The sequence below is a fragment of the Muribaculum sp. NM65_B17 genome, assembly GCF_004793735.1.
Lineage (GTDB): Bacteria > Bacteroidota > Bacteroidia > Bacteroidales > Muribaculaceae > Muribaculum > Muribaculum gordoncarteri.
Map to the genome: position 1 here is coordinate 80,294 of NZ_SRYY01000004.1, position 23,531 is coordinate 103,824.

Sequence of the window (23,531 nt, forward strand, 5' to 3'; positions counted from 1 at the left end):
AACCGCGAGAAAGCCAAAAATAGGTTAAAATCGGCATTTTGGTTCCAATAAGTCATTCATGGGTCGAAAATCACCGCAGTTTTAAAGCGTTAATTCACGCGGAATTAGTAATTTTGTCACCGCAATGGGTCATAACTTAGTCATAGACCAGGGCAATTCAGCCGCGAAAGTCGCCATTTTCAGGGGACCGGCTCTCGTACGCTCATGGCGTTACGAGGAGCTGACACCTCGCATACTCACCGACATCGCAGCCGATTACGACATAACGGCAGCCATCTACTGCTCGGTATCGCGCCACGGCGAGGACATAGTCGTGACACTTCGCGGCATAGCCCCTCGGGTATACGAGCTTACATCGATGCTGCCGCTGCCTATAAAGATAGGCTACACCACCCCTACGACCCTCGGCCGCGACCGCATAGCCGCAATAGCCGGTGCATGGGCATGCTATCCCGGACGGTCGGTGCTCGTGGTCGACGCAGGCACCGCCGTAACCTACGATGTGCTCGACACCGACGGAACGTTTATAGGCGGCAACATAGCGCCAGGACTGTGGATGCGCGCACAGGCACTTCACGACATGACGAGCCGTCTGCCGCTTGTCGATGTGGAGTCGGAGCACAATGTAGCCCTGTGGGGCACCGACACCGAAGGCGCCATAATGTCAGGTGTGGTGAGAGGCGTTGCCGGAGAGATAGCCTACTATCGCTCGCAGCTGCCCGACGACACCATAGTGATGCTTACCGGCGGTGACGCTGTAAGACTCGCGCCGCTGATCGACGGCAATGTCGAGATTGACTCGCTGCTGGTATGTAAAGGATTAAACAGTATATTGACATATAATGAATCTCGTTAAGAAAATCTTCGCTGCGACAGTTATAGTCGCAGTCACAGTAAGCGCTCAGGCGCAAAACCCGATGAGCCCTTACTCAAAATACGGATACGGTATCCTGAACGACAACGCCACATCGGCTCAACGGGCCATGGGAGGCGTTGGTTACGCAATGAGTTCGGGCCGACAGATAAACGCCATGAACCCAGCAAGCTACGCAGCCATCGACTCGCTGACATTTCTCTTCGACATGGGACTCACCACCACCGCTCTCTGGAGCAAGGAGGGCAACACCTCGGGCAAGGACTTCGGCGGCGGCCTCGACTACATCACAATGCAGTTTCCCATCACCAAATATCTTGGCGGAAGCATTGGCCTTGTGCCACTGTCGTCGGTAGGCTACTCGTTTGGCTCCAAAGTCGACAACGGCACCTCGCTGCGTCAAGGTTCGGGCGGCCTCAACCAGCTTTACTTCGGACTCGGTGTGCGTCCGTTCACCGGCCTCACCTTGGGAGCCAACATAGGCTACCTCTTCGGCACCACCATCAACGACTCATACGTTACCACTTCAGCCGGCTCGACCACACTCTTTGAGCGCGTAATCGAAGTGCGTGACTACCGCCTCCAGTTTGGTATTCAGTACGCCTTGCCCATAAACGGCCGCGACAAGCTCACCGCGGGTGTCACCTACACCCCCGGTAAGACTCTTCTCGGTCACACCTGGGGAATAAAGTATGATGTCAACGCCGACACCGACGGCTCAGGCGCAGCGGTTCCCGACACGGTAGGCTACACTTCGCTCAAGGGCAAGTATTCGCTTCCCGAAACATGGGGTATCGGCTTGAACTACGTGTGGAATGAAAAGCTCATGGTAGAGGCCGACTTCACCTACCAGCCTTGGAAAAACGCCGACTTCGATCTCAACAAGGAGTTCAATGAATCGACCGAGTTCAACAACCGCTGGAAATTTGCCCTCGGCGCACAGCTCACTCCACGAGCACGAGGCAACTACGCGCAGCGCGTAAACTATCGCCTTGGCGGATTCTACTCCAACGACTATATAAAGGTGCGCGGCAACAATGTGCGCGAATACGGACTCACGATGGGATTCGGACTTCCCGCTCCCGGCTCGAAGACCGTCATCAACCTCGGCTTTGAATGGCGTCACCGTCAGGCCAACCCCATGCCGCTAATCAAGGAGAACTACTTCAGCGTGACACTGGGCGTAAACTTCAACGAACTTTGGTTCTATCAGAGCAAGATACGTTAAGCAAGTGACCCTGTCGGACATTGCACATAGATTCAGCGGCCTGCGGCTGTTTCCTGTAGCAGCAGTGACCGGGCTTGTGATTCTGGGAGCCTGCTCTCAGGAAAAGACCGATGTCGTGCATCGTGAAACCGACGGCGAGCTCGTGCCGACAATGATAACCCGCGATGTCGTCACGATGATCTCCGACTCAGGCATAACACGCTACCGCATCACGACTCCCCTATGGCTCGTCTATGACGAGTCGAAGGAGCCCAAATGGCGATTCCCCGAGAGCCTGTTTCTTGAAAAATTTGACAACAACTTCAATACCGATGCCACAATACGTTGCGACTCGGCCACCTACTACCGTGACAAGTCACTGTGGGAACTCAACGGCAACGTAAGGATATTGAACGTGCAGAATGAGAAGTTCCTGACCAACCAGATATTCTGGGATCAGCGCAACCACAAAGTCTACTCCGATTCATTCATCCACATCGAGCGAAGCGACCGCATAATCGAAGGCTACGGATTTGAATCAAACGAGAAGATGACCACCTACACCGTCACCCGACCGTCGGGCATATTCCCCGTATCGGATTTCCGCGGCGGCGCACGTGACTCATCGGCCACCGACAGCGTGACCGCAGAGCCGGAGCCCGAAGCAGCACCGGCACCCGAGAAGAAGGCGGCTGATGAGCAGCCAGTTCAATCCCGTCCGCCCAAACGTGCAATCGACGGCAAGCCGCTACCCTCGCGTCCGGCACCGGTAAATCGTATTGATAGAGAAGAACAACTAAAGCTCAAAAAGGATTTGAAATGACGCTTACAACAGTGTGGCTCATAATAGCTCTCGTGTCGCTGACATTCTCCGCCCTCTTCTCGGGAGTGGAGATTGCCTACATATCGTCCAACCGCGTCAAAGTCGAGATCGATGTAAAGCGCGGCGGATTCATAGGGCGCATAATCAACCTGTACTACAAGTATCAGGATCTGTTCATATCCACCATCCTGGTGGGCAACAACATCATGCTCGTAATCTACGGTATGGGTGCGGCCGAGCTGCTCGACCCGTGGCTTAAGGGCATCTACGACAACGAGGTGTTCATCCTGCTGATGCAGACTCTCATATCCACAGCTATAATATTGATAACTGGCGAGTTCTTTCCCAAGACAATATTCCGCATCAACCCCAATTCATCGTTGCGTTACTTCGCATTGCCCATATTCTTTTTCTGGGTAATACTCTACCCCATCTCCATATTCACGGCATGGCTGTCGAAGACACTCATGAGAATGTGCGGTATAAAGAATGAGAACCACTCGATGGGAATGCTTACGGTAGGCGAGCTCAACCAATATATCCAGACATCAATCGACGAGCAGGCAGCCAAGGATGAAGTCGAAAACGAAGTGAAGATATTCCATAACGCCATCGACTTCTCGTCGACTCACCTGCGCGACTGCATGACACCCCGCAACGAGGTCGTGGCAATCAACATCGACACGACGACACGCGACGAGCTGTCGGCGCTCTTCACAACATCGGGACGTTCAAAAATCGTAGTGTACCGCGATGACATAGACAACGTGCTGGGATACATACATGTGAGCGAGCTTTTCGACCCCAAGTCCAATTGGAAAGAGGCGATAAAGCCCGTGATATTCGCTCCTGAAACTCTACTCGCCAACAAGATGATGCGACGACTCCTTGCCGAGAAGCGCTCAATGGCCGTTGTGGTGGATGAATTCGGAGGAACCGCCGGACTGGTATCGCTCGAAGACCTTGTGGAAGAGATATTCGGTGACATACAGGACGAACACGACAACCGCCGCCTGACCGCACGCGAAGTGCAGCCGGGTGTATATGAAATATCGGGCCGATGTGAAATAGCCGACCTCAACGAAACATTCAATCTCGATTTGCCGGAATCGGACGAATACCAGACCCTTGCAGGATTCATCCTTAACAATCTCGGCGAAATACCTTCACAAGGCGACACATTTGACATAAAGGGGATGACATTCTCCATCATCAAGAAGTCGGCGACGCGTCTTGAACTGATACGCATCACCGTAAACCGTCCCGAAGAGGATTAGACCATGTTCAAATATTGGGACAGGGTCTTGTTAATCGTAGGAAATGTTATGCAACGCATCGATCTGCAATGACGATGCCGGCACCGTGAGCAAATCCTCAAGCTGCTTCATGCTGATGCTCGTGGAAGGTAAAAAGCCATCACTGTTCATGTAACCTATAAGCGACTTGAAAAGCTGACGACCCTCTATCGTCGAAGAAGCCTTGTCGATATCGGCCATGACAAGGAGCAGCTTGCCCTTGTCGACATTGAACTCCATCACAAGTCCAAGTCGATGATTGCGCTCCACATTGTCTATCACTTGAACCAACGGGCGATAATCGATGTCGTTGAGAGCGTCGAGTATCAGCGGATAGGAGTTCTTCACTATTCCATACCACTGCCATGAAGTGTGATAATCAGTGGGAAACTGAGCCAGCGCAGGATGTGACGCATTGATGAGCAATCCCATTGTTCCCGGCGACACGGGGCGGTTGTTATTCTCACTTATGGTCTTGAACATCCTGTAGTTCCAATAATCGGTCATAAACAGGCCGCCCACGGTGGTGCTGTCGACAATGCTGCGTGAAGGCGCGAGAAGCACACTCGCACCATTGCGCAAAGCCTTTGTTACATCATCGGAGAGCGACGAAGCTATAATCACATCGCCGACCGACAACTCCCCGCCCGCAGGATAGACCCAAAGCGGATAACTGTTGGTTATATCCGTTCCGACAAGCTCCAGCCTGAGATCCATGCGACGAGCCTTGGATCTTGCGGCCAGCGGCACGTTAATGTGTCCTGCATCAAGCAGTCCCCGGCCCTCGGGGAGAACCATGCGGCCATTCTCGACCACCACATCGCCGTGACACAGCTTCCACACAAGGGTGTCACCTGCCAAAGCACGATTGCCATAATCGGCGACAGCCAAATCCACTTCAAGCATTTCGCCTTCATTATAGGTGTAACGCGGCATCTCGGCAAGAAGCACCACTTCATCACACCATCGCCGCCACTCTTCGGGCGACACGAGCCCCTTGTTGTCCATAAAGGCATCAAGAACGCCCACAAGCGCGGTGCCCTGTCCGGGATAGTCCTGGAGGTCGAGCAACTGGAATCCGGCCATATCGGGTGTGCGAAGGTTCATCTCAATGTCGGCACGGTAAAGCTCCACGGCCCAAGCTCCGGAGGCCCGATGAAAGTCAAGAGCCTGAGCGCCCAGCCTGGCAGCTTCAAGCCTACGCTTGAACTCGGCGAAATTGTCGGGGCGCAGCACTCCCGTGTATTTTGACATCTCGGCATAATCGGGATATATCTGATACTGTCCGGTTTCATGTCCCACGACAGGAACGGGAGACAACTCGACGGCCTTTTGAAAATTCATAACCGTGTTGGGCGGCGTGTTGTTAAGGTAACCGCCTTCATCAGCATCATAGAAGCTGAATGAGGCACGAGTGTGGGTAGAGTAGCCATCGCCTCCGCCTACGCGGCATGTCACCATGAAATCCTCACCGTCGATGTGACCGTTATAACCAAGATAGATATTGGAACCATAGGCATAGAGATGACGCGAGTCAATGCCACGGAACGTTTCTATGAATTCCGACATCACCGGAATTTCACCCCACAGTTCATTGCCAAGCGCAAACATCACGAACGACGGATGATTGCCATACTCCTCCTGTATCCTCTTTCCGTCCTCAAGCAGAAACTGCATCAGCTCCTCGGAGTCCTTGGAGAATACACCCCATATAGGAAGCTCGGGCTGCAGGTATATGCCTTCCATGTCGGCAGCCTCAAAACAGGCTTCGGGAGGACACCACGAGTGAAAACGCACGTGATTTAACCCGTAATCCTTTATTGTGCGGAAATAGTCGCGCCATGAATCGACATCCATTGCCACGTGGGCCGTAAGCGGCCACACACAGGCATCATGTCGTCCGCGCAGGAAGGTGATGGTGTCATTTATCGACATCTGCCGTCCCTTGGCCTTAAAATCACGCAATCCCGCCTTAACCGAAGTTGAATCAACACCCGGGATTACAGCAGTGACGATGTGACGCACAGGAGTCCATTCGCTCCAAAGAGATGCAGTGTCACCGAGCGCGACTACAGCCTCATAACGCCTGACTCCGTCACGCAGAGGCAATGTCACACGACGGTCGCCGACACCTATTGTCATGCTCTTACCGTTAAGCGACTTGTCACGCGACAAATCGGCCACAACCTTAAAGCTGCGTGAGTCGACATCGGGCCATGCCGAAAGCGACGACACGTGAAACGGATTGACCGCCTGAAGCTCAATTCGTCCGATTATACCGTTCCAATTGGTCTGAGTCGACTCGGTGCAGGCGTGAGAGCTCGACTTTATCTGTTCGGGGATAGCATTGCCGTTATCAACCATAACCGTAATGATGTGACGGCCCGGCGACAACGCCTCCGACAGGTCGTAACGATGAGGCGTCGACAAATATCGGCATGAACCGATCATAGCTCCGTCGACCCACACCTCCGACGGACGAGTGCGTTCAAGCATCAGAGTTATGTGACGACCCTTCCAGTCGGCGGGAATGTCGACTGCACGGCTGTAATAGGCCTTGCCCGAAAATGTAGTGCGACGGGTAAGCTGAGTAGTTTCACCGTGATTGTCATTAATGACGCCCACCCCGTTGGTATCGGTCGTTCCGGGCAACTTCACCGTAATCACCGAGTCACCTGCAAGCGATGTCGAAAATTTCCATTCGCCGGCAAGATCGACAGTAGCACGCCGAGCATTTACACCATTAACGCATAACGCAAAGCACATCAACAGCATGAAAACACTGCATTTCAATCCATTCAAAAGAGTCATCGGAATGTTGTTTTTATTCAGTTACAAATATATAAATTTCATTTCACATTGCTGTCTTGAATATTGCGTAATATCGACTATTAAGCCGACGAAAATTCTTGAATTTATGCTCATTAATGCCACATGTGGCGTTTTAACTAAAAATACATAGTTAATTTTTCAATTCAAACTCTTAAAACGCAATTTCCCAAAGCCATAATATCCGCATTTACAGCACATTACACCATTGTTCATGCCCATTGTCGTTTTTTAGATTTATTATAGTATTTAATACGCTCGTTTTCAAAACTTTGAAGTAATTTTGCATCAGCTTGAAGAAAGTCATATACTTAGAAAACACAGTCACTAATTTTGCCATGATGAGCTTCAACACTCCACGTTGATTATCGGCTTTTCATAAAAAAAATCGTCACTCTATATTAACTACATCTACTCGGATGTGGCTGTAAGTTCTAAGCAACAACAAAAATTGTTGACAGTTGGCAACATTTTGTTAGACAACAAGAAATATATACTTGAATTTTGGTTATGAGGGAGTGTGCTTCTGTGAAGAAGTGCACTTTCATTTTATACTAATGGCAATATTTCGTAAATTTGCAATGTATAAACAACAATATTCAATCCTCAACACCTTACAAAATATGTTTTCAGGAATTGTAGAAGAAGCCGCTAAGGTCACAGCCATCAAGCGCGACGGCGGCAATGTGCACTTGACACTCTCATGCTCGTTTGTCGACGAGCTAAAGATAGACCAGTCGGTATCGCACAATGGAGTGTGCCTTACCGTAGTGTCGCTTCCCGGCGACGGCACCTACACCGTCACCGCCATCCAGGAAACTCTCGACCGCAGCAATCTCGGCGATCTCAAGCCCGGCGACCTCGTGAACCTTGAGCGCAGCATGCTCATGAACGGCCGTCTTGACGGACACATCGTTCAGGGACATGTCGACTGCACGGCAGTGTGCGACGACATCGAGGATGTCGACGGCAGCCGCTACTTCCGCTTCCGCTATACGGTGCATCCCGAAATGGCGCGTCGCGGCTATGTGACGGTCGAGAAGGGATCAGTGACAGTGAACGGCGTCAGCCTCACGGTGTGTGACTCGGAAATCGACTCATTCCGCGTGGCCATAATTCCCTACACATTCGAGCACACCAATTTCTGCAAAATCGAGAAGGGCACCAAGGTCAACATCGAATTTGACATAATTGGCAAATATCTTAGCCGCCTGATGGAGGTGAGCCGTTGACGCAATGGAACGCAAGGGCATAGCTGTTTACTGCGCATCAAGCGCCGACATAGACAAGACATACTTCGCCACAGCCCGTGAGATAGGCCGTGGAATAGCGTTACGCGGCTACGATGTAGTGTGCGGAGGAGGCTGCATGGGACTTATGGCCGCCGTTATCGACGGAGCGCTTGAGGCCGGAGGCAACGCCATAGGCGTGCTGCCCCGATTCATGATGGAGCGCAACTGGAACCATCAGGGACTCTCACGCACTATCGTCACCGAATCGATGCACGAGCGCAAAGAGTGCATGGCCTCACTGTCGTGTGCAGCAATAGCACTGCCCGGTGGCGTAGGTACACTCGACGAGTTATTTGAAATAATAACCTGGCGTCAGCTTGGCCTTTACGACGGCAACGTGGTGATACTCGACGACCACGGATTCTACTCTCCGCTGCTCAATCATCTGCAACACACCGACGAGCAGCACTTCATGCGTCACGGAAGCCGCACCCTTTGGAAAGTAGCTGAAACTCCCGAAGAGGCCCTTGACCTTGCCCTAACCGACAATGAGCTTATAAACTGACACGATACCGACGATGCAGCAGGATTATTCACGCCCGTTTGACACCCAGTGCCACTATATCGATTCGCCCACGGCGGTTGACGCCGAAGGCCTGTATAGCGGCGTGACCGCCTATTCGCTCGGCGTGTCGGCCGATACGCGACCCGAACTTCCGGGCTACAACTCGGGAGTGCTGTGCATAGTCATAGCCATGCTCCTGCTCGTAATCTTCAATGTCAAGCACTACGCACTCTTTTTCAAGACAATGTCGCAGAACCTGCTGTCGGTGCGCGAGCGTCCCAATGCCTTTGACGATCATACTCTCAACGAAACCCGAATCATGGTCGTACTCGTAATCCAGGTGTGTGCATGCGAGGCGATTCTCATATTCTCAGGACTGCTGCTTGCCGGCATCGACATTCCTCCCAATCGCTTTTCAGCCGTAATAGGAGTTCTCACAGGCTTGACCTTGACATATTATCTTATACAGCTGCTCGCCTACCGCACGATAGGCTATGTATTCACCGACGCAACCGGAGCTTCACATTGGCTAAAAGGATTCAATGCCACACAGGCGCTTCTCGGATTCCTGCTGCTTGTACCGGCTCTCGCCGTGTTGTTTTATCCGGCAGCGGCGTTAGTGCTCATTTCCATTAGCGCATTATTATATATTACGGCCCGTATTGTGTTTATCTGTAAGGGTTTTAGAATTTTTTACCACAATTTTTCATCCTTGCTTTATTTTATTTTGTACCTTTGCACCGTGGAAATAATTCCGGTGTTATTAGTGTACCGAGGAATATTTTCACTTTGTCGTTTATTATTAAATTAGCCAATCCTATAAGCCCCTAAAAGAGTGAAAGTAAAAAAAGTACTTGTTTCACAACCGAAACCTACCTCTGAGAAATCCCCCTATTACGAAATCGCTGAAAAATACGGTGTCGAAATAGATTTTCGCCCTTTCATAAAGGTTGAAGGACTGAGTGCAAAAGAATTTCGCCAGTCACGTATAACGATATCTGATTTCACAGCGGTCATATTCACTGCACGTACTGCGGTAGACCATTTTTTCCGCCTTTGCGAGGAGATGCGTTACACCGTACCCGATACGATGAAATACTTCTGCACTACCGAATCGGTAGCCAATTATTTACAAAAGTACATTCTCTACCGCAAGCGTAAAATTTTCTTTGTCAACACAGGCAAGATAGACGATCTTCTTCCCTATCTGCTCAAACATAACAAGGAGCGTTTCCTCTACGCGATAAGCAATGTTCACAAGGAGGACCTGAACATCCTCGACCACAACAACATCAACTACACAAAAGCAGTGATGTACCGCACGGTGAGCAACGATTTCGGCCCCGATGAACCGTTTGACTACGACATGCTGCTCTTCTTCAGCCCGTCGGGAATCGACTCTCTGCTCAAGAACTTCCCCAAGTTCAAGCAGGACGAAATCAAGATAGGATGCTTCGGTTCAACCACGGCACAGGCTGTGCGCGACGCAGGACTCCGACTCGACATGGAAGCCCCCACGACCAACGCTCCGTCGATGACGGCAGCCCTCGACCTCTTCCTTAAGGAGGATGCCGCACAAGAGGCTTAAGCCATTGCCAAATCCAAACAAAACAAATAGCAAAACAGATAACAAAGCCGTTAAATTCATCGTCATGGTGCATTTAACGGCTTTTAAAGAAAAAGACCGAAATCCATGTCATTACGGCTCTATAAACGCGAAAAGCTATGCTCGGTGACAGCTATAGAGAATCTGTTTGCCCGCAAGGAGGGCAACGGTTCAGCTATGGCCTATCCGCTGCGTGCCGTGTGGCGTGTGAGCGAGCGTAACGGAGCATCGATACAATTCCTGATATCCATACCCAAGAAGCGCCTGCGCCATGCCGTAGACCGCGTGACAATGCGCCGACGGGTACGTGAAGCCTATCGCCTCAACCGCAATGCGCTCACCCTTCCCGAAGGGGTAAACATCGACATGGCTTTCATATATGTAGCCGATTCCATGCAACCCTACAGCCGCATAGAGAGCGCCGTGATAAAGGCCCTCAACAAGATTTCGTCAACATTTGTGACCGAAGAGCAATGATAAGGCGACTGATTACGGGATTGCTTATACTCCCCATACGTTTTTATCAGGGCGCCATATCGCCTCATTTCCCGCCTTCGTGCCGATATTCGCCCACATGCAGCCAATATGCAGTGGAGGCGTTGCGCAAACACGGCCCGATAAAGGGGCTGTGGCTTGCCGTGCGCCGCATTTTGCGCTGTCACCCTTGGGGAGGCAGCGGATACGACCCCGTACCATGAAAATTCTCGACATACACACCCACGATTCGAGCCGCGAAAATGCGATAATAAACCTCAGCAAGGAGGTGACGCTGCAACCGGGGAAGCTCTATTCAGCAGGATTGCACCCGTGGGACACTGACGCTCCCGATGCCGACAAGGCAATCGACCGGCTTGAAATCGAAGCCGCGTCACCGCTCATTGCAGCCATAGGCGAAGCCGGACTCGACCGCCTGCGCGGAGCCCACCTTGACAGACAAATGCAATTTCTGCGTCTTCAGCTCGAAATAAGCCGGAAGACGCAGAAACCGATAATACTTCATATCGTAAAGGCTTTCGCCGAAATCATAAGACTACATAAGGAACTGAAGCCCGAAGAGCCTTGGATAATACATGGATTCCGAGGCAAGCCCCAACTCGCCAGGCAGCTTGTCGACGAAGGATTCTACCTGTCGCTCGGCGAGCGGTTTAACAGCGAGTCGGCTTCGGTGATTCCATCAAGCCGCCTACTGGTGGAAAGCGACGAGAGTCAGCTGCCCATTGAACAGATAGCCGCGGCATTCCCGCAACTCGACCCCGCGCTTCCTTACAGGCTTCTTAGAGCCGATTCGACAATCAATATTAACGGCAGGGCGGTCAATTGTTGAGTGATTTTCTTTAGCTCTTGAGGGAGCGATGGGGTTCCATCGTGACCGAAAGAGATGAAGAAAAGCACCAACGAGTGGCCGAGTCGAAGGTAACTTTCGTCCCATCAAATATCGGGGCAGCATCTTCCACTGACATCCGGTGTAAACCAGATATGCAATAGCTGTGAATATCTTATAGAGGTCTGTCCGTTCCTTTCCATGGAAGCCTGACAAAAACTTACGGATGCGCTTCCGCCGGCAATGCCTAAACTTTATTTTCATGGAGTCAATGATTTATGTTACTGAGATATAACACAAATCAAACCTTTTCCCCTTTTGGTTGAACCGAAATTGCCATCGCCTCGCATATTGCGGAGCGACCCTGCCGTTAATATTTATTGTCGAACCGGCTCTTAATCTATGATGTCGAAGCCTGTGTATTTGCGAAGACATTCAGGGATGACGATTCCCTCGGGTGTCTGATTGTTCTCGAGCAACGCTGCCATGATGCGGGGCAATGCAAGAGCCGAACCGTTGAGAGTGTGACACAAGCGTGTCTTCTTGTCCTCGCCGCGATAACGGCATTTAAGTCGATTGGCCTGATATGTTTCAAAATTTGAAACCGAAGAAACCTCAAGCCAGCGCTTCTGAGCGGCAGAGAATGCCTCGAAGTCAAATGTGATAGCCGAAGTAAACGACATGTCACCGCCACAAAGACGAAGTATGTGCCAGGGCAATCCAAGTTTTTCAAGCAATCCCTGAACATGAGCCTTCATTTCCTCAAGAGCGGCGTAGGAGTTCTCGGGCTTCTCGATGCGCACAATCTCCACTTTGTCAAACTGATGCAGGCGATTAAGTCCGCGCACATCCTTACCGTAGCTGCCGGCCTCACGACGGAAGCATGCCGAGTAGGCACAATTCTTAACGGGAAGCTGAGAGTCGTTGAGTATGACATCGCGATAGAGATTGGTTACGGGAACCTCAGCGGTGGGGATGAGATAGAGGTTGTCCTCATTAACATAGTACATCTGTCCCTCCTTGTCGGGCAGCTGACCTGTTCCGTAACCTGAAGCCTCGTTCACTACATAGGGTGGCTGCACTTCAAGATAACCGGCCTTACCGGCTTCGTCAAGGAAGAATTGGATGAGAGCGCGCTGCAAGCGTGCACCTTTGCCAAGATATACCGGGAATCCGGCACCTGTAATCTTTACACCAAGGTCAAAGTCAATGATATTGTACTTTCGGGCAAGCTCCCAGTGAGGCAGAGCATCCTCGGGAAGGTCGGGCATGGGACCTCCGGTCTTTTCAACCACATTGTCGGCTGCCGTCTTTCCTTCGGGAACCATGTCACACGGTACATTGGGAACTGAAAGCAATATATTGCGGATTTCATCCTCGGTTGCTGCAAGCTGCTCGGCAATGGCCTTCTGCTCGTCCTTCAAAGCGGCCACGGCAGCCTTTGTCTGCTCAGCCTCTTCACGAGCGCCATCCTTCATGAGTTTGCCTATTTTTGCGGCGAGTTTATTAAGTTCGGCCGCTTTGGTGTCGTTGGTGAGCTGGCACTGACGACGCTTTGCATCGAGTTCAAGAATGCGATCAATAGTTTCTTGAGCATCGAATCCCTTAACGGCAAGTCGCTTTACGATGCGTTGGGGATCTTCCTTTATTTGCTGTATTGTAAGCATATAGTGATTATATTATTTTTCTTGCATAATTAAGCGAGCAGCTCCTTTACCTTAGCCGAAATGGCACGCCCGTCGGCACGGCCGGCAAGAGCTTTTGAGGCAACGCCCATCACCTTACCCATTTCCTTGGCCGATGTGGCACCCACCTGCGAGATGATTTTACGCAACTCCTCGGCAAGTTCCTCATCGCTAAGCTGCTTGGGCAGATACTCTTCGATAACAGCAACCTGAGCAAGCTCGTCGCCGGCAAGGTCGACACGATTCTGACTGCTGTATATCTCGGCGCTTTCACGACGCTGCTTTACCATCTTAACAAGGATTTTCACGGCTGCATCATCAGTAAGAGTGCCGTCGGCACCCTTGGCAGTCTTGGCTTCCAAAAATTCTTTCTTTACACCGCGCAATGTTTCCAGACGAACGCGGTCTTTTGCGAGCATGGCCGACTTTATATCGGCACTGATTCTATCAAAAAGGTCCATATCCGTGATAAATTTAGGTGCAAAAATAACGATAAAATGCGAGATAGGGAAAAATATCATCACAGAAATAACCGATTATTAACTTAAACTCAACCAATTGTCACACAATGCCCGACACTAGAGATTAAAGAGGAAGCCAAATCGCGCCAAGTACGGAAGTAAAATCGCGCCAAGTATGTAAGTGAAATCGTGCCAAGTACGGAAACAAAATCGTGCCAAGTACGGAAACAAAATCGTGCCAAGTACGGAAACAAAATCGCAAAATATTTGTTTATTCAATTGAAATATAGTACATTTGCAGGCATAAAGCAAAAAACGATGGACGACTACAGAAAAAGAATAATCGACAACATACTAAAAGATGAACTGGATGCCATGGGAGCCGTAGTATTGGAAGGCCCCAAAGCTTGCGGAAAAACCACCTCGGCACAGCAAGCATCAGGCAGCGTAATATATATGGACGACCCACTTAGGCGCACCCAGTATCTTCAGATGGTAGACACCGACATGAATTACATTTTGTCGGGAGCCACACCACGCCTTATCGACGAATGGCAGATAGCCCCCAAAATATGGGACGCCGTGAGATTTGAAGTAGACCATCGAAGAAAAGACGGTCAATTCATACTCACCGGCTCGGCCGTACCGCCAAAAGAGGACAAAGAGCTGATGAAGCACTCAGGGACAGGGCGCTTCTCATGGCTGAGAATGAGGACGATGTCGCTGTGGGAATCATCGGACTCATCGGGTGATGTAAGTCTGTCAAGCCTCTTCAAACAGTCGGACGACACACCGATAAGGGGACAAAACCGACTGGCACTTTACGACATAGCATTCATCATGTGCCGCGGCGGATGGCCCAAAGCCGTAGACAAAGGCATGAACAAGACCGCATTGCGTCAAGCCATAAACTACTACGAGGCAATTGTGAGGATAGACATCTCACGAGTTGACGATGTAGAGCGCGACGAGCACAGGACACGCAGAATAATGCGGTCATACGCCCGTCATCAAGGAACACAAGTGAGCGCAAAGACAATTCTGGACGACATCGCCGAAAACGACACCGTTGAATTGAGCGACAAGACCGTCTACTCCTACATCAACGCGCTGAAGAGCATATTTGTAATCGAGGACATGCCGGCATGGAATCCGAATCTGCGAAGCAAATCGGCGATACGAAGCTCCGACACCCGATACTACTCCGACCCGTCCATTGCCTGCGCGGCACTCGGGCTCGGCCCCGACGACCTGATAAACGACCTGAACACTTTCGGACTACTGTTTGAGTGCTTGTGCGTAAGGGATCTAAGGGTTTATACACAAGCGCTGGACGGAACCGTGTATCACTTCCGCGACAAAACGGGTCTTGAGTGCGACGCAGTAGTTCACTTGCGCAACGGCAGCTACGGACTTGTAGAGATAAAATTAGGCGGTGATAAGCTTATCGACGAAGGCGCGAAGAGCCTGCTCACCCTGAAAAGCAGAATCGACACGACAAAGATGAAGGCTCCGTCGTTTATGATGGTGCTGACCGCAGTGGGCGATTATGCATATCGACGCACCGACGGAGTATTGGTTGTCCCCGTCGGTACCCTCAAGGATTGATTGTCACAGCACACCCTTGACACTTATTCCCGAAAGACGGGGAAGGGTTGCACCCGGCTTAAAGGAGAGTCGCAGAAAACGTACGCGCATGTCTGACGCTTTAACATCATCGACCGGATGCCATGTCACGTTGTCGGCCGAAGCCTCCATAACGGGATTGCACTCATGTCCGTCGACAAATTCCACATTGACATCACGCAACAGCAATCCGCGCTCGGTGTCGAGAGTGAACGACGGATTATTGTCGGACGCGTCAGGCTGCCAATATGTGTGCCGGTTGCCGTCGGCAGCATAACCCGCTGCATGTCCGGCTGCGGCGCTTGAAGCAAACGTGGGGCTGTTCACCCCGAATGTAGCCAACCGCTCACCCTTGTCACGCACATAACGCACATAGGGACGAGGTGAAACCGCATGACATGACGCGTCATATTCAGGCCCGTCTTTAAATTTAAGAGATATACGCTTTGACGGCAGTCCCTCCGACCGAGCCTCAACCACAGTATTGCCTTGCTGGTAAGCGCGAAGGGTTATGGCCGCCTTGCCTTCGATAATAGGAATGTCGGTGCCGTTGCTGAATGTAATTGCGCGTCCGGTTGGGAACTCTCCGGGCCCTGAAACAATTTCAAGAGTGACATCGGGCGAAGCGGTCACTTCATTTCCCTCTCCGTCAAGAAGCGTGACAAGCAGATGTATGTCATCGGTGCCGTCGGTCGACGCTTCGATTGACGACGGTGTTATGGCTATGGATGCGGGCGCGTTGTCAACTGGCCATTCAGGAGGAGCGATGCCGCCGTATTCATTGCGATACCAGTACCATGAGCGCTTGGGAATGCGGAAGTAGTCGATTATGCCCATGTTGCCAAGAGCCGGGCCGAAGATGCTGCCATGGTCAAATGCGCACCATATAGCCTGTCCGCTTCGCCAATCATGTCCGCGCCAATGGTCGTCCTTCCAAAGGTCACCCCACCCCGGATCATATTTTCCGGGGCGAAGGGTCGCCGTCACGCCATATTCGCTGACGAAATTGGGTATTCCGGGGTTCAGGAAATCAGCAATCGTGCCTCCGTCGCCGTTATATCCTGCAATATCGCCCAAGAAGTCTATTCGATCATCTCCAAGCGGTCGTTGTGCGCCGCCTATTGCAGCGGGGCGCGTCGGGTCAAGCTTGTGCGACAGTTCAACCATTCTTGTCAACAGTTTCTTTACGCCCGGCAATGTTCCGTCGGCGCAGAAAAACGGCTCGTTACACATGCTCCAGACAACTATTGAGGGATGATTGCGGTGAATGCGTATCATCTCGGCAAGCTGATCCAATGCACTCTGCTCAAACTCCTCACAATCCTTTTCTACAATAGGATAGCTGCTTGCCGTCCACGAACCATCGTCCTTCGGTCCGGCGGTAGCCCAGTACGGAGCTTCCGACCAAAACAGAAGACCCATTTCGTCGCATGCTTTCAAATAGGCCGGAGAGTGAGGATAGTGGGAACCTCTTATAAAATTGAATCCCGCCTCCTTAAGCATAGCCACATCGCGGCGATGAGCTCCATCGGGAACTGCGTCACCCCATCCTGCCTGGTCCTGATGGGCATTAGCTCCTTTTATGACATAATGCTCACCGTTAAGGAAAAATCCACGGTCGGCAGTCCATTCAAACCATCGGAAACCGAAGTCGGTAGTGACATTGTCAATCTCACGCGAACCTTTGTATATCTTTGTATCGACCGAGTATAGCACCGGAGTCGACGGATGCCATAAACGAGGCGATTTCACGTTGTCAAACGACTGCTTGACAATCGTCAACGAATCTCCCGAAAGCATGACCCTGGACAGGCACTCGCCTATGGCATTGCCTTCGGGCGACTTCAAAATCGACTTAACGGTGTATTCACCTTTCTCGGCTCGCGTATTGGCCAATTCAACATCAACGTTGACCGATGCCGACTTACCGCCGGAAGCCTTAAGGCCATCGGTTGTTACACCTACTCCGTACCATGCCACATGTACGGGCGAGCTCTTTACCAATCTAACGTTACGGTATATGCCACCGCTGAACACATGTTCTCCTCCTCGGGGTGCGAGGGTCGGTCGCCAAAGATTGTTGACACGCACAGCCACGACATTGTCGCCCTCATGCAGAAACGGAGTCATGTCGACATTAAAACCGGTGTATCCGCCTCGATGCACTCCGGCCTTTTGTCCGTTGACATATATCTCAGCCTCCTGAAACACTCCGTCAAAGTCGAGCGACAAAACGCCTTCCAGCTCTTTCTTGTCAACTTTGAAATTCTTGCGATACCATCCGTAACCTTCATAGAAGTCGGTCGACAAAAAATAGGGAGTGCTGAACGAATGGGGCAAGCCGATGTGCTGCCAGTCAGAGTCATTAAAATCGGGATGTTCGGCGCCGGCGACATCGCCCGACTCATAACGCCAGTCGCGGTTGAAATTATCAATCACTCGCGATGCACTGCAATTAAGTGACGCAATAATAAGAAATAGCCAAAGGATGTTTAGTCTCATAAGCAATAATGTGTATTTACAATCCTATTTAGTTTTAACCATGGTATCCAAAATGAAGTCTATGATTCCTTTGGTAGCCTTTTCGTGATGCTCATAATAGGGGAATCCGTGTGTGCCGCCGGGAATCATCAGCTTGGTGCAGCGGGTATATGTGTCGGATGCCTTATCCATCATTCCTCCGGCTGTCACGGGGTCCTTATCGCCATACACGATAAGCACATTTCCCTTATATTTTCCTGTCATGTCAAGGATATTCATGCCGTTGATTTTGGCATAATAATCACGACCGAGTTTCATGCCCATCACATCCTGAGGATTACCGTTGTCGGCATCAAAACGCTTAAGCTGAGCCGGAGCGGTTGCCGGGATAGACAATGCGGGATATACAAGAACAACCGACTTGAACATATCGGGATTTACTGCCGAGGTGAGAGCCGCAACAAGTCCTCCCTGGCTGCAGCCAAGAAGAGCGACGCGCTCGGGATCAACGAAGTCCCACGACTTCACAGTGCGGGTTATGTCCTCGACATTATCCTTCTCGGTGAATATTGTCATGTCGGTAGTGGCACCTTCGCTCTTGCTGTTGTTGCCACCGCCGCAGAAGTCGAATATGTAACTTGCCACACCGTGCATGGCAAGACTCTCGGCAAAAGCCTGAGGCTCGCCGTGACTGCTGTTGTAGCCGTGGGCCATTACGACCAGCGGCTTCTTTGCCTCAGCGGTGTTGGGGATGTAGACCTTTCCCCAGATATCCTTGCCGTCACGACTCTTGCAGTGCTTTTCACGCACCGTGAAGGGATCGTTGACGGGAGCGTCGAAGTTCTTTGCCTTCATCGTATAGTCGGGGAAGTCGTCAATGCGGTTTTTCAGGAACACATCAAGCTCTTCAGGCTTATTCTTGAACTGCCATGCAAGCCAAGCGCGGGCCAGTCGCGAGCATGAGCCGCCATATTGTTCATGGAACGTACCTCCGTGTCCGGCTCTCAGATGATTGGCAAAAGCCACGGGTACGTTATCGATGTTGGCATAGTCTATTTCAGCGTTAGCATAGGCCATGTCACCGTCACCTCCGGCGATGTAAAGGATGGGGCCGTGCAGATTTTTCAACGACTCCTTGGAAGCATCGGCCATAGATATGTTTCCCATGCCCGAATTGAACATGATGCAGGTTTTCACGTGCTTGTCAGCGCAGTTGGCAAGAGTCTGGGCACCTCCGCAGCTATGTCCGCCAAACACTACCTTTTCGGTGTCAATGCCCTTATAGTAGTCACTGCCCTTCTTGCCGGTCTGAGCCTCGGCCCATTCAATGGCACGTATCATGTCGATGTTGGGCGATGTTTTCAGCTCACGGTCATTGACGCTGTCCTGCATTTCGCCGAGTGCGACAACCATGTATCCATAGGATGCGATGTCATTGAGCATCCTTTCATAAGGGAGCGAGGTATCGTGACATGCTCCGTTGGCAAATACAAACAGAGGCAAAGCCGCACCCTCGCCTTTCACGGCACCGTCGATGTCGCATGGACGATAGACTACAAATCCGGGCAATGTCGGTTCGGAAATAGCCTCAGCCTTGTAAGGGCCGCTGCCGCCGTTGTCAATTACTTTTCGTGAAGGCGCTGCGAATGTCGTAACACACAACGATATGAGCGCGAAACAGGTAATAAATCGTTTCATATTTGTGATAATGTTTGATTTAAATGTAAAATTATAATTTATTTTGGTATTTACACGCTATACTTATAAATTTTTGCGCTTAGAGGTAAAATGCGTATTTTTGCAGTAAATAATTATTGATTATGAAAATAGCCCTTATAGGATACGGCAAGATGGGCAAGGCGATAGAGAAAATAGCCTTGAGCCGAGGACATGAGATAGTGTGCAAGATCGACATCGACAATCAGGACGACATGGATTCGCCCCTTTTTGCGTCGGCCGATGTAGCTATAGAGTTCACCACACCCGCCACCGCGGTGGCCAACTACAAGCGTGCATTCGCCCAGGGAGTGCCCGTAGTTTCGGGAAGCACCGGCTGGCTTGAGAGCATGCCCGAGATAAAGTCGATGTGCGACCGCGGTGAAGCGACTTTCTTCTGGACCTCCAACTTCTCGCTCGGCGTCAACATATTTTTTGCCGTCAACCGTTACCTTGCGGCGATGATGAGCGGATTTCCGCAGTATCACCCCTCGATGACCGAAATCCACCACATCCACAAGCTCGACCATCCGAGCGGCACGGCCATAACCCTTGCCGAAGGCATAATAGCCAAAGACAACCTCATCAAGTCGTGGAGCGAGGATGACGACGCTGCCGATGTGCTGCGCATCGACCACGTGCGCGAAGGCGAAGTGCCCGGCACCCACATAATCAAGTGGGACAGCGAAGTCGACACCATTACTATCGAGCACTGCGCCAAGAGCCGCGAAGGCTTTGCGCTCGGTGCGGTAATCGCTGCCGAGTGGACTGCGGGTAAGAGCGGATTCCTTACGATGGACCAACTTATGCACGGCCTCATCGCCGACTCACATCTGCTCGATTTGATAAAATAACATCCCTACGTTACGATGGCTGAAAACAATCAATCCTTTGCCGACGACCTGCGTCGGCGCATACGCGAAACCAAGACAACGCGCTGGATACGCTTCACGATAGTAGCCCTCATCTTCATAGCATGGGTGGCATGGCTCGGCAGCTGGTGGGTACTCATATTCCTGCCGTTGCTCTTTGACATATACATAACGGGCTACATCCCCTTCACATGGTGGAAGAAGAGCAAAAACAAGAGCGTGAGGGCCGTGATGAGCTGGGTCGATGCAATCGTCTATGCACTGATATTGGTCTACTTCGTATTCACATTTGTAGGGCAGAACTATCAGATACCATCATCGTCGCTTGAGAAGTCGCTTCTCGTGGGCGACTACCTGTGGGTAAACAAGATGGCCTACGGCCCGCGCGTGCCAATGACTCCGGTGCACTTCCCGCTCGTGCAGAACACGCTTCCGGTCATCAACACCAAGAGCTACACCGAGTGGCCCAAGTGGGGCTACAAGCGACTGAAGGGGCTGGGCAAGGTGGAGCGCGGCGACATTGTCGTGTTTAACTTCCCGGCGGGCGACACGGTGACAACCAAGGTTACCAATCCCGACTACTACACGCTCGTGGAGATGCTCGGCCGATTTGCGGTGCATAACAACAAGGAGCAGTTTGGCGATGTGATATACCGCCCTGTCGACCGTCGCGAGAACTATGTGAAACGCGCCGTAGGACTGCCCGGCGAGCGCATAAAGATTGTTGACGGAGTGATCTACATCAACGGGGAGGCTATCGAGCAGCCCGAGAACGTGCAATTCAACCACTTCTTCCAGGTGCGCGGCGGATTGACTCCCGATGACTGGGACCGCCTCGGCATCAGTGTCGACGACCGTAACCAGGTGCCGGTGAATCCCGCCGACATCGCAAACATAACGGCACTCGGATTCTCGGTCAATCCCGACGGCACAGTGCCGCCAATATATGTGGCACCGCTCACTCCGGCAATGAAGAGCGCCCTCAAAGCCGACCACCGCGTGACAAAGGTGATGAAGGTGCCCGCCTCGGAGCAGGTGGCCATGTTCCCCGCCGGCGCATCGGAGGGCTGGACCCGCGCCGACTACGGCGAGCTATGGATTCCCGCCAAGGGAACGACAATCGACCTTACGCCCCGCACATGGGCTATGTATGAGCGCTGCATCCGCAACTATGAAGGCCATGACGACGCCTACATCAAAGACGGCACGGTCTACATCGACGGAAAACCGGCCAAGACCTATACATTCGGCATGGACTACTACTTCATGATGGGCGACAACCGCGACAACTCGGCCGACTCGCGCTACTGGGGCTTCGTGCCCGAGGACCACATCGTGGGCAAGCCGTGGAGAGTAATCGTGTCGTTTGACAAGGACAAGAGCATTTTCAACGGCGGAATACGCTGGAACCGCATTCTTAAAGCCGCCAACCCCGACAAGCAGTGACATCGCCCCTTATACGATACCCCGACACCACATTGGTGCTTCCGCCGGTCTACTGCGGAAGCATCCGCTACTATGCGGCTATGGCAATGTATGGTGCGGTGACAATCGACACGCAGCGGCGATTTAACAAGCGGGCCAAGGAGTGTCACCGATGCACCATCGAGGGCGCCAACGGCGTGCAACGGCTCACCGTGCCGCTGGAGAAGCCCACAGAATGGCACTCGACAAGAGTGTGTGACATGAAGGTGTCGAGCCACGGCGACTGGTGGCACGTGCATTGGGGTGCGATATTTTCGGCCTACGGGCGCACTCCCTTCTTTGAATATTACGCCGACGACCTGATGCCGGCATTCAGCGGCGACATAGATAGCCTTGTTGAGCTTGACGCGGCCATTGACCGATTCTGCCGCAACGCTCTCGGCATCAATCCGCGCGAAGTGACACTTGACGATGCTACATCCACGCTGCCTCAAATGCGTGATGTGAAGTATTATCAGATATGGGCTTCGCGCTACGGCTTCACACCTGGGCTGAGCGTGCTCGACCTTATATTCAACATGGGCCCTGAAGCGCCTCTCGTGCTGAAGGCGATGCAGCCTTAAAATTCATCGGGCGACACTACAATGTCGCAGCTGTCGCCGGTCAGCGCGCTCCTGTATCTTATTACAAGGTTTGCACCGGCCGCCATAAGAATTTCCTTGAGATCGTCAGCCTCGATTTGCGACACAGTATCGCTTTTAATCATTTCAGAATGTTCATGGATGTCACATAATAAAGTAGGCATATCTTGATCCTCAAGCATATAATTTATAATGACGCAATTATCCCCCCATTCATAGCCCGACAATGTAAGCAGATCGTCGATTTTTTGTGGCGTGTCGCAGTTCAAGATCAGCACCATCGCCTCAAGAGTCATAGCCCACCGCTCGGAATCGCTTATGTGATAATCATACAGACTCTTCAATTCATCGAGATTCAGCCCATAGCTTATAGAATCGCCCGAATCGACATAAAAACAGAAGCTGAACATTGCACCGGCATCAATAATGTTCTTTAAAAGGAATCGACGCTCGGAGCCCAAAATATAACGCGTCATGACGATCTTGGCATAACTGTCACCTTCATCCCTTAGAAACATCCACAATGGAAACTCGTCGGTGTTGACCAGAACCATGGCCGAAAAGATGTTTTCATCCCTATCGTATGAAAATGATGTAATTGTCGACGCAATGTCGAGCTCAAAGGGACATACACCGGTCGCCGTTTCAGCATTCTCAGCGAGTATGTCGGCTGCCTCACCGGCAGTATAAGCCGACAACCGAGTGACGGCAAGCGCAAGTGTGAAAATGAGTAGTGCTATTCTTTTCATGGGCTGACTTATTTGAGGATACAAAAATAACGAATATCGGCATATCGACAAAATCGGGCATAAAAAAGCCCCGTGACGCAGGCGTTCCGGCCTTGTCACGGGGCTGTGATTCAATTATTATTT

21 protein-coding genes are annotated in these 23,531 nt (G+C 51.5%); 15 read left to right on the plus strand and 6 right to left on the minus strand.

Annotated elements, in window-relative coordinates:
• Positions 1–124 precede the first annotated feature (124 nt).
• From E5354_RS07065 to E5354_RS07080, 4 genes are read left to right on the plus strand one after another with little or no spacing between them, the layout of a single operon-like run.
• Complete coding sequence (locus tag E5354_RS07065) at positions 125–856, plus strand: type III pantothenate kinase (RefSeq protein ID WP_123394774.1); 732 nt, start codon at positions 125–127, stop codon at positions 854–856.
• Positions 843–2,102: a hypothetical protein gene (locus E5354_RS07070; RefSeq protein WP_135946902.1), complete on the plus strand. Its 1,260-nt coding sequence runs from the start codon at positions 843–845 to the stop codon at positions 2,100–2,102. The genes E5354_RS07065 and E5354_RS07070 overlap by 14 nt, the downstream gene beginning before the upstream one ends.
• A 4-nt stretch (positions 2,103–2,106) precedes the next feature.
• Entirely contained in the window at positions 2,107–2,904 is a 798-nt protein-coding gene (gene lptC / locus E5354_RS07075) for an LPS export ABC transporter periplasmic protein LptC (protein ID WP_246863760.1), read from the plus strand.
• A complete protein-coding gene (locus E5354_RS07080) occupies positions 2,901–4,181 on the plus strand; it encodes a hemolysin family protein (RefSeq protein WP_135946903.1) in 1,281 nt (426 codons plus the stop codon). Before lptC ends, E5354_RS07080 begins: the two co-directional genes overlap by 4 nt.
• A gap of 30 nt (positions 4,182–4,211) precedes the next feature.
• Here E5354_RS07080 and E5354_RS07085 read toward each other — a convergent pair whose 3' ends face one another.
• Positions 4,212–7,010, minus strand: a complete 2,799-nt coding sequence (locus tag E5354_RS07085) for a sugar-binding domain-containing protein (RefSeq protein ID WP_135946905.1) — start codon at positions 7,008–7,010, stop codon at positions 4,212–4,214.
• Between the two features lie 641 nt (positions 7,011–7,651).
• Here E5354_RS07085 and E5354_RS07090 point away from each other — a divergent pair.
• From E5354_RS07090 to E5354_RS07120, 7 genes are all read left to right on the plus strand, one after another.
• Complete coding sequence (locus E5354_RS07090; protein ID WP_135946906.1) at positions 7,652–8,260, plus strand: riboflavin synthase; 609 nt, start codon at positions 7,652–7,654, stop codon at positions 8,258–8,260.
• Positions 8,261–8,264: 4 nt separating this feature from the next.
• Positions 8,265–8,825: a TIGR00730 family Rossman fold protein gene (locus E5354_RS07095; protein ID WP_123394778.1), complete on the plus strand. Its 561-nt coding sequence runs from the start codon at positions 8,265–8,267 to the stop codon at positions 8,823–8,825.
• Between the two features lie 13 nt (positions 8,826–8,838).
• On the plus strand, positions 8,839–9,636 hold the full coding sequence (locus E5354_RS07100; protein WP_135946908.1) for a DUF4271 domain-containing protein: 798 nt from the start codon (positions 8,839–8,841) through the stop codon (positions 9,634–9,636).
• 24 nt (positions 9,637–9,660) lie between these two features.
• Positions 9,661–10,413, plus strand: coding sequence for a uroporphyrinogen-III synthase (locus tag E5354_RS07105; RefSeq protein WP_135946910.1), 753 nt, complete (start codon positions 9,661–9,663; stop codon positions 10,411–10,413).
• Positions 10,414–10,518: 105 nt separating this feature from the next.
• On the plus strand, positions 10,519–10,908 hold the full coding sequence (locus tag E5354_RS07110) for a ribonuclease P protein component (protein ID WP_135946911.1): 390 nt from the start codon (positions 10,519–10,521) through the stop codon (positions 10,906–10,908).
• On the plus strand, positions 10,905–11,129 hold the full coding sequence (yidD, locus tag E5354_RS07115; protein ID WP_135946912.1) for a membrane protein insertion efficiency factor YidD: 225 nt from the start codon (positions 10,905–10,907) through the stop codon (positions 11,127–11,129). The genes E5354_RS07110 and yidD overlap by 4 nt, the downstream gene beginning before the upstream one ends.
• Positions 11,126–11,755 (plus strand): TatD family hydrolase, encoded by a 630-nt coding sequence (locus E5354_RS07120; protein WP_168353843.1) that lies wholly within the window; start codon positions 11,126–11,128, stop codon positions 11,753–11,755. Before yidD ends, E5354_RS07120 begins: the two co-directional genes overlap by 4 nt.
• Positions 11,756–12,147: 392 nt before the next feature.
• On the opposite strand, the gene serS is transcribed toward E5354_RS07120, so the two are convergent.
• A complete protein-coding gene (gene serS, locus E5354_RS07130; RefSeq protein ID WP_135946918.1) occupies positions 12,148–13,419 on the minus strand; it encodes a serine--tRNA ligase in 1,272 nt (423 codons plus the stop codon).
• Between the two features lie 29 nt (positions 13,420–13,448).
• Positions 13,449–13,898: a GatB/YqeY domain-containing protein gene (locus tag E5354_RS07135; protein ID WP_135946920.1), complete on the minus strand. Its 450-nt coding sequence runs from the start codon at positions 13,896–13,898 to the stop codon at positions 13,449–13,451.
• Between the two features lie 318 nt (positions 13,899–14,216).
• Here E5354_RS07135 and E5354_RS07140 point away from each other — a divergent pair, with 318 nt between their 5' ends.
• On the plus strand, positions 14,217–15,506 hold the full coding sequence (locus tag E5354_RS07140) for an ATP-binding protein (RefSeq protein ID WP_135946922.1): 1,290 nt from the start codon (positions 14,217–14,219) through the stop codon (positions 15,504–15,506).
• 3 nt (positions 15,507–15,509) lie between these two features.
• Here E5354_RS07140 and E5354_RS07145 read toward each other — a convergent pair whose 3' ends face one another.
• Together E5354_RS07145 and E5354_RS07150 are read right to left on the minus strand one after the other, a co-directional pair.
• Positions 15,510–18,026 carry a glycoside hydrolase family 2 protein gene (locus E5354_RS07145; RefSeq protein WP_135946924.1) on the minus strand — a complete coding sequence of 839 codons (2,517 nt, stop codon included), beginning with the start codon at positions 18,024–18,026 and terminating at the stop codon, positions 15,510–15,512.
• Between the two features lie 24 nt (positions 18,027–18,050).
• Positions 18,051–19,703 (minus strand): alpha/beta hydrolase, encoded by a 1,653-nt coding sequence (locus E5354_RS07150; RefSeq protein WP_135946925.1) that lies wholly within the window; start codon positions 19,701–19,703, stop codon positions 18,051–18,053.
• A gap of 122 nt (positions 19,704–19,825) precedes the next feature.
• Between E5354_RS07150 and E5354_RS07155 the strand changes: the two genes are divergently transcribed.
• The 3 genes from E5354_RS07155 to E5354_RS07165 are packed head-to-tail and all read left to right on the plus strand — an operon-like array spanning position 19,826 to position 22,641.
• A complete protein-coding gene (locus tag E5354_RS07155) occupies positions 19,826–20,575 on the plus strand; it encodes a 4-hydroxy-tetrahydrodipicolinate reductase (RefSeq protein ID WP_123394789.1) in 750 nt (249 codons plus the stop codon).
• A gap of 60 nt (positions 20,576–20,635) precedes the next feature.
• Positions 20,636–22,039, plus strand: coding sequence for a signal peptidase I (gene lepB, locus E5354_RS07160; RefSeq protein ID WP_210433139.1), 1,404 nt, complete (start codon positions 20,636–20,638; stop codon positions 22,037–22,039).
• Complete coding sequence (locus E5354_RS07165) at positions 22,036–22,641, plus strand: WbqC family protein (protein WP_135946929.1); 606 nt, start codon at positions 22,036–22,038, stop codon at positions 22,639–22,641. Before lepB ends, E5354_RS07165 begins: the two co-directional genes overlap by 4 nt.
• Here E5354_RS07165 and E5354_RS07170 read toward each other — a convergent pair.
• Positions 22,638–23,408, minus strand: a complete 771-nt coding sequence (locus tag E5354_RS07170; RefSeq protein WP_123394792.1) for a hypothetical protein — start codon at positions 23,406–23,408, stop codon at positions 22,638–22,640. The two genes, E5354_RS07165 and E5354_RS07170, sit on opposite strands and share 4 nt — an antisense overlap.
• Positions 23,409–23,531: the final 123 nt, after the last annotated feature.